The sequence below is a fragment of the Microcystis sp. LEGE 00066 genome, from assembly GCF_015207925.1.
GTDB lineage: Bacteria > Cyanobacteriota > Cyanobacteriia > Cyanobacteriales > Microcystaceae > Microcystis > Microcystis ichthyoblabe_A.
In genome coordinates this window covers 1-4,926 of sequence record NZ_JADEVX010000250.1, presented here as the reverse complement: position 1 = coordinate 4,926, position 4,926 = coordinate 1, and the positions used below count along the sequence as shown (strand labels likewise).

Here is a 4,926-nt window from a genome sequence, read left to right as displayed (position 1 = left end):
ACAATTATTTTTTTCTCTTGAATTTTCTCTTTCTCGCTCCATACCCCTTTTAATGCTATATATTCTCATTAACCCTTTTAACCTTTGAATTAATTTTAGTTATTATGTACTACTTTAATGGCTTTTTTGATCTGTGACAGTTGAGGGTGCGGAATGTGGGCTTTAATGGCTTTTTTGATCTGTGACAGTTGAGGGTGCGGAATGTGGGCTATAAGGGTTTCATCTCCTATCATCCCGTCCCTTGCATAAGACAAACCGAAGAGCCCAAAAAAGACCAGGTAAGGATGAGAAAGTCTTAGAAAAGAAGATACAAGAAATTTTTAAAAGTTATCGTTTAACTGGATATCTTGAATACTCAATTGAGAAAAAGATTAGTTATAAAAAAGTCTATAAAGGTCGTAGAAGAGGAGTCTATTTATAAGTACCTAAGCAAAATGGCTCTCTTGGGTTTGGTGGGTAAAATGTATTCTAAGATACATTCTTCCTAGCGAGGGGGTGGAACGAACCACAAAGACACAAAGGACACAAAGACTGATCAATCCTATGTAAGTTAAACTTATCACACAGAACCTAGAAGAGCCGCAAAATTAATTACACATATCTAACCACCTCTTGCCTCTTGCCTCTTGCCTTTTGCCTATCTTCACTAGCAAATTAATTTTGCACGACTACTTACTACTGACTACTTGGCTTCGGGATGAAACCGAGTCAGTCCGAGCCGCTCAATCCTTTATTGGGTAAGCTTTTTAACCTGTTTGACCCACTCTTGCTCGAAAAAATGAGCGAACGATGAGTAATACCAAATTTCTAAATCCATGACAGACATCCACGCTCGAATGCTTGCCAAGCCTGCATTCGTTGTGACGCGAATAAAGAAAAATGGTATAACCAGGGACTTTCACTTGGGGCATCTCAATTTTGTAGGAATATCTATATTACATTTTGGGCGCACGCAGTTCAATAAACTCACTGACCACGATGCGCCCCTACCATTGGTGCAATAAGCCCTCTTTTAATAACTGCTGCTGCTCACCTATATGTGAGAGAAAGTTACCAATATGAGATGCAGCCCTTTCACCTTGAGGATTTATTCGGTAACGAGAAAATGCTATGATTCGGGTTGAATTTACCAAGTTTATTAAATTATGCGTTCTCCCCAATTAATTGTTCTATTGCTCGGTTTATCCCTTCTCCCTGGTATCTCCCCCCCTTTTGTCCATGCTAATCCCTCGATAGTGCCGGTGAAACAATCGGGCAATCGCGATTGGGGACAAAAAATCAGTGAAGCGGAAATTAAAGCAATGATTCAAGACATTGAAACCGCCATTAAAGATAAAAATATCCCCCTAATCCTCAAACACTATGCCCCGTTTATTTCCTCGCAATTGACCATTAAAACCGATGCTAGTACCGAAATTTTTGAGTTAGATGGCATCACGGAACATAAAATATTTTTAGAGGAATCCTACAAAAATATTAAAAGTATAGAGGTTCTTTCTGAGAATTGGGACGTGGATATTCTTGCTAATGACGAGATGGCGATTATCACTCGCGAGCGGGTAGTCAATATTACCAATACCGAGGGTGATAACTATATAGTGGCATCGGAAGCGGTGGCTAAAGTCGCTCCCATCGACGGCAAATTGAGGATCTTTTCCATTCAAGAAACCGCCGAAGTGGGACGCAGACCAAAAAAATAATTAACTTCTCCGGTTGGGGCTGGACCAACCCGACTCCCGCCGTCTTCTTCCCTCGATAAAACCGTCATCGTAGTCTCTGGAATTGCGCGGATTATCATAGCGGGCAAAGTTAAACCCGTCCTCTAGTCCGCGCTGAAATTCTTGCTCTGGTGGCACAAATCGATAACGTTGTCTATTATCCTGTACCACCCGGTTGATTAACAAGGCCCCCGCTCCAATACCAACGGCCTCACCAAAGGTTAAAGACCTAGCATAATTGATGTTAATTGTCAAGAGAGTTGTTGTTAAAATTAAGGCTTTTCCCCAATGTTGACTCATAAAATCCTCCTTCAAAAAATCAGGTTGACAACAAAACCAGTACAGATAGAGAGTTTCTCACAAAATCGACCACCGACTCCCTAAAATGAAAACTTTGTACCTCATCATTACGATAAATAAGATCAAGAAGTTTTAGAAGAATGGGAGTGAAAGCGAATACCTAGGAAGACATCGTAGAGGAAACTCCAGAAATTCTTACCTTGCAGTAAACCCAGAGACTGTTCACAGTCTTTTGCGTCTAAAAGCGGTTTAGTGGCATAGTATGCCGGTTGGTATTTGTACCAGGGAATCGACGGCCAAAGATGATGCACGAGATGATAATTCTGCCCTAAAATCAGCAGATTTAACAGGGGACTGGGGTAAACTCGGGCATTTTTCCAACGATTACGCTCTTGGAAAGGACGATGGGGGAGATAATCAAAAAATAAACCGAGGGCAATTCCCACCACTAAAGCGGGAACAAACCAAAAATTCATCACATAGCCAATAAAACCATATTGACAGGCGACGATGACTATGGCAGCCACAAAAAGACGACTGAGGAACCATTCCAGCAGTTCGTATTTTCGCCAGAGTTGCCGCTTAAAAAAGAAGATTTCGTGATAAAAAAATCTGGCCGCAATCATCCACAAAGGTCCACCAGTGGAGACAAAATGATCCGGATCATTTTCGGGATCGTTAACGTGCGCGTGGTGCTGTAAATGGACTCTAGTGAAGACCGGAAAGGCAAAACCGAGCATTAAAGCACTGCCATGACCTAAAATAGCATTAAATACCCGATTCCTATGGGCAGAATTATGAGAGGCATCGTGGATAACTGTCCCCGATAAATGTAAAGCGAGGACATTAGCACTAAAACAAATCCAGTCCGGCCAGGACCATAGCCAATAGCCACAGGTAGATAGGGTTATTAGGCTCAAGGCACTGAAAAACATGGTAACGTTTGGGTTGAAGCCCCCCGGTGCTTTTAAATACTCTTTGGGGACTGTCAGCAACATCTCGGCCGACTGCATTATGGGTGTTGCTCCTTATTGTGTTCGCTTTACTGGCGTAAATTATCATACTACGCCTTTTTCATAAAGTTTTGTAACATTATCTTAATTAATCTAAAGCTATGAAGAAAGTAAGGATTTGTTATATGGTCTTCCCCCCTCAGTCCCCGAAGGAAAAGCGAGGCTACAAGAGAAAATCACGGGCGCTTAACGCCAGTTTCGCACTTAAACGATTAAAAAATTCGGCTAGAGACTCGGCTTGAGAGGGAGCGATCGCTTGTTTCCCCGCTATCACCGATTCTACTCTATCCCGATCGCCGAAAATATCGACAAGACACTCCCTATCGATATCGAATTCATCCAGTAACGATTCTAACGTAGCGGTAGGATTTGTTCGGGCGATCGGATAATGTTTCTGCTCGTATTCTCCCACTAATAACACCAATAAATCAAATAATAGTCCTTCGTCATTGCTTAACTCCCGTGACATCATCCCTTCAATTATGCTTAAAAATCGCTCGTATTCTTGGGAGTTATTAATCGGTTTCGGTTGATACTGCAAGAGTAAATCACCATAGGTTAATGGATTAGAAGTAGGGATCATTTTTCCAGTTCTCCTTATTGTATTCAGCGTGACTGAGAATATATTTAACGAAAATGGTTTGACGAGAATAATTGATGTCAGCGATTAAACGGTATTTGTTTCCCTTGATATTAAAAACTGTAAAATTTCCCACCGCCTCCGCTTTCGGGTAGCGACCCTGAACCTCTACTAAATTTTTCCAGTTAGCCTTACTAGCGAAGTTATACCAATCGCTCAGAGCGTCTTCCGCGTCCGAGTGGCGTTGCCAAAACTCTCGTAATTTAACTTTACTGATCACGTGCATCGATCGCTAGTTTTATTGTTCTTTTTAACTTAGATAAACATTGATCGCTCTAATAATCATAGTATATGTCAATTTGACCGATCGCCCCCCGCACCCTAGAAAAGCGCACCCCTTCGCGCATCTCTGGGAGATCGCCCTCAATCCCCAATCGAGTAATCAATAGCTAGATAAAGCATAATAAATATAAATAGAAACAACCTTGACAAAATCGGGGGGGGGTAAAATTTGGGCAGATTTTAAACAAATTCAAGTCAGAATTATGTCCCTGAAAAAATACTTCAACAAACCCCTAACCGTCGCCCTCGCCACAGTAGCCACCGCCACCCTCGCACCAGTTGCCAGCGCCGCAACTTTTAACTTTTCCTACACCTCCAGCTTAGGAACCATCACTGCGACGGTGGACGGAACCCTGCAACTGGATAACAACACGGTATTCGTCAGTTCTATCAGTAATACCACCTTTAACGGCTCTCCCGTTCCTGCCCTCCCGTTCATAGGTTCTTTTGACGCTTTGAACCTTTCTGGTGGTAGTCTAACGGGTCAGGCTGTGCTATCCTTAGACGGATCGGGACTAGATTTTATCGCTTGTGACAACACTGCTTGTGATAATGAGCTATTCGGCTTTTTCACCACTAACGACATTGCGGGGAACGTGGTTACGGGGTTCGGTTTCGGAGGTAGTTACGGTTCTACTTTTGAACTCTTCGTCCTCGCCAATTATTCCCTGACCACCGTTCCCGAACCAGCGACGGTTCTCGGTTTACTCTCTGTTGCGGGGGTGGGTTTATTGTGCAAAGGACGGAAACTAGAAGGGTAATTTTGACCGACTGATCCCCCCTGCCCCCCTTATCCTATCCATTAGTCAGATCTTTCTTAACAAAAAGAGAAGAAACTTAAAAAAAGGGGAAACGATTGATAGGTATAGTTTTGAAAGAAGGAATTAAGGTGGAGGTAAGCAAAAAAATGGAGAAATGGGCAGCCCAAGAATTACAATATGCAGACCTAGGGGACACCAGAAGAAAGAAAAGG

General features: G+C 42.5%; 7 protein-coding genes. 3 read left to right on the top strand and 4 right to left on the bottom strand.

Going from position 1 to position 4,926, the window contains the following annotated elements; translation table 11 throughout:
• Positions 1-1,145 precede the first annotated feature (1,145 nt).
• Positions 1,146-1,700, top strand: a complete 555-nt coding sequence (locus IQ224_RS21600; RefSeq protein ID WP_002748867.1) for a hypothetical protein — start codon at positions 1,146-1,148, stop codon at positions 1,698-1,700.
• Here IQ224_RS21600 and IQ224_RS21595 read toward each other — a convergent pair whose 3' ends face one another.
• The 4 genes from IQ224_RS21595 to IQ224_RS21580 form a co-directional block, all read right to left on the bottom strand.
• On the bottom strand, positions 1,701-2,018 hold the full coding sequence (locus tag IQ224_RS21595) for a hypothetical protein (RefSeq protein WP_002748869.1): 318 nt from the start codon (positions 2,016-2,018) through the stop codon (positions 1,701-1,703).
• A gap of 122 nt (positions 2,019-2,140) precedes the next feature.
• Positions 2,141-3,031: a beta-carotene hydroxylase gene (crtR, locus tag IQ224_RS21590; RefSeq protein ID WP_194033477.1), complete on the bottom strand. Its 891-nt coding sequence runs from the start codon at positions 3,029-3,031 to the stop codon at positions 2,141-2,143.
• 163 nt (positions 3,032-3,194) lie between these two features.
• Positions 3,195-3,614: a type II toxin-antitoxin system HigA family antitoxin gene (locus tag IQ224_RS21585; protein WP_194033476.1), complete on the bottom strand. Its 420-nt coding sequence runs from the start codon at positions 3,612-3,614 to the stop codon at positions 3,195-3,197.
• On the bottom strand, positions 3,598-3,897 hold the full coding sequence (locus IQ224_RS21580; RefSeq protein ID WP_190722746.1) for a type II toxin-antitoxin system HigB family toxin: 300 nt from the start codon (positions 3,895-3,897) through the stop codon (positions 3,598-3,600). Before IQ224_RS21580 ends, IQ224_RS21585 begins: the two co-directional genes overlap by 17 nt.
• 259 nt (positions 3,898-4,156) lie before the next feature.
• Between IQ224_RS21580 and IQ224_RS21575 the strand changes: the two genes are divergently transcribed.
• Positions 4,157-4,714, top strand: coding sequence for a PEP-CTERM sorting domain-containing protein (locus IQ224_RS21575; protein WP_194033479.1), 558 nt, complete (start codon positions 4,157-4,159; stop codon positions 4,712-4,714).
• Positions 4,715-4,860: 146 nt separating this feature from the next.
• The coding region (locus IQ224_RS21570; RefSeq protein ID WP_228036344.1) for a transposase at positions 4,861-4,926 on the top strand (66 nt) is incomplete at its 3' end.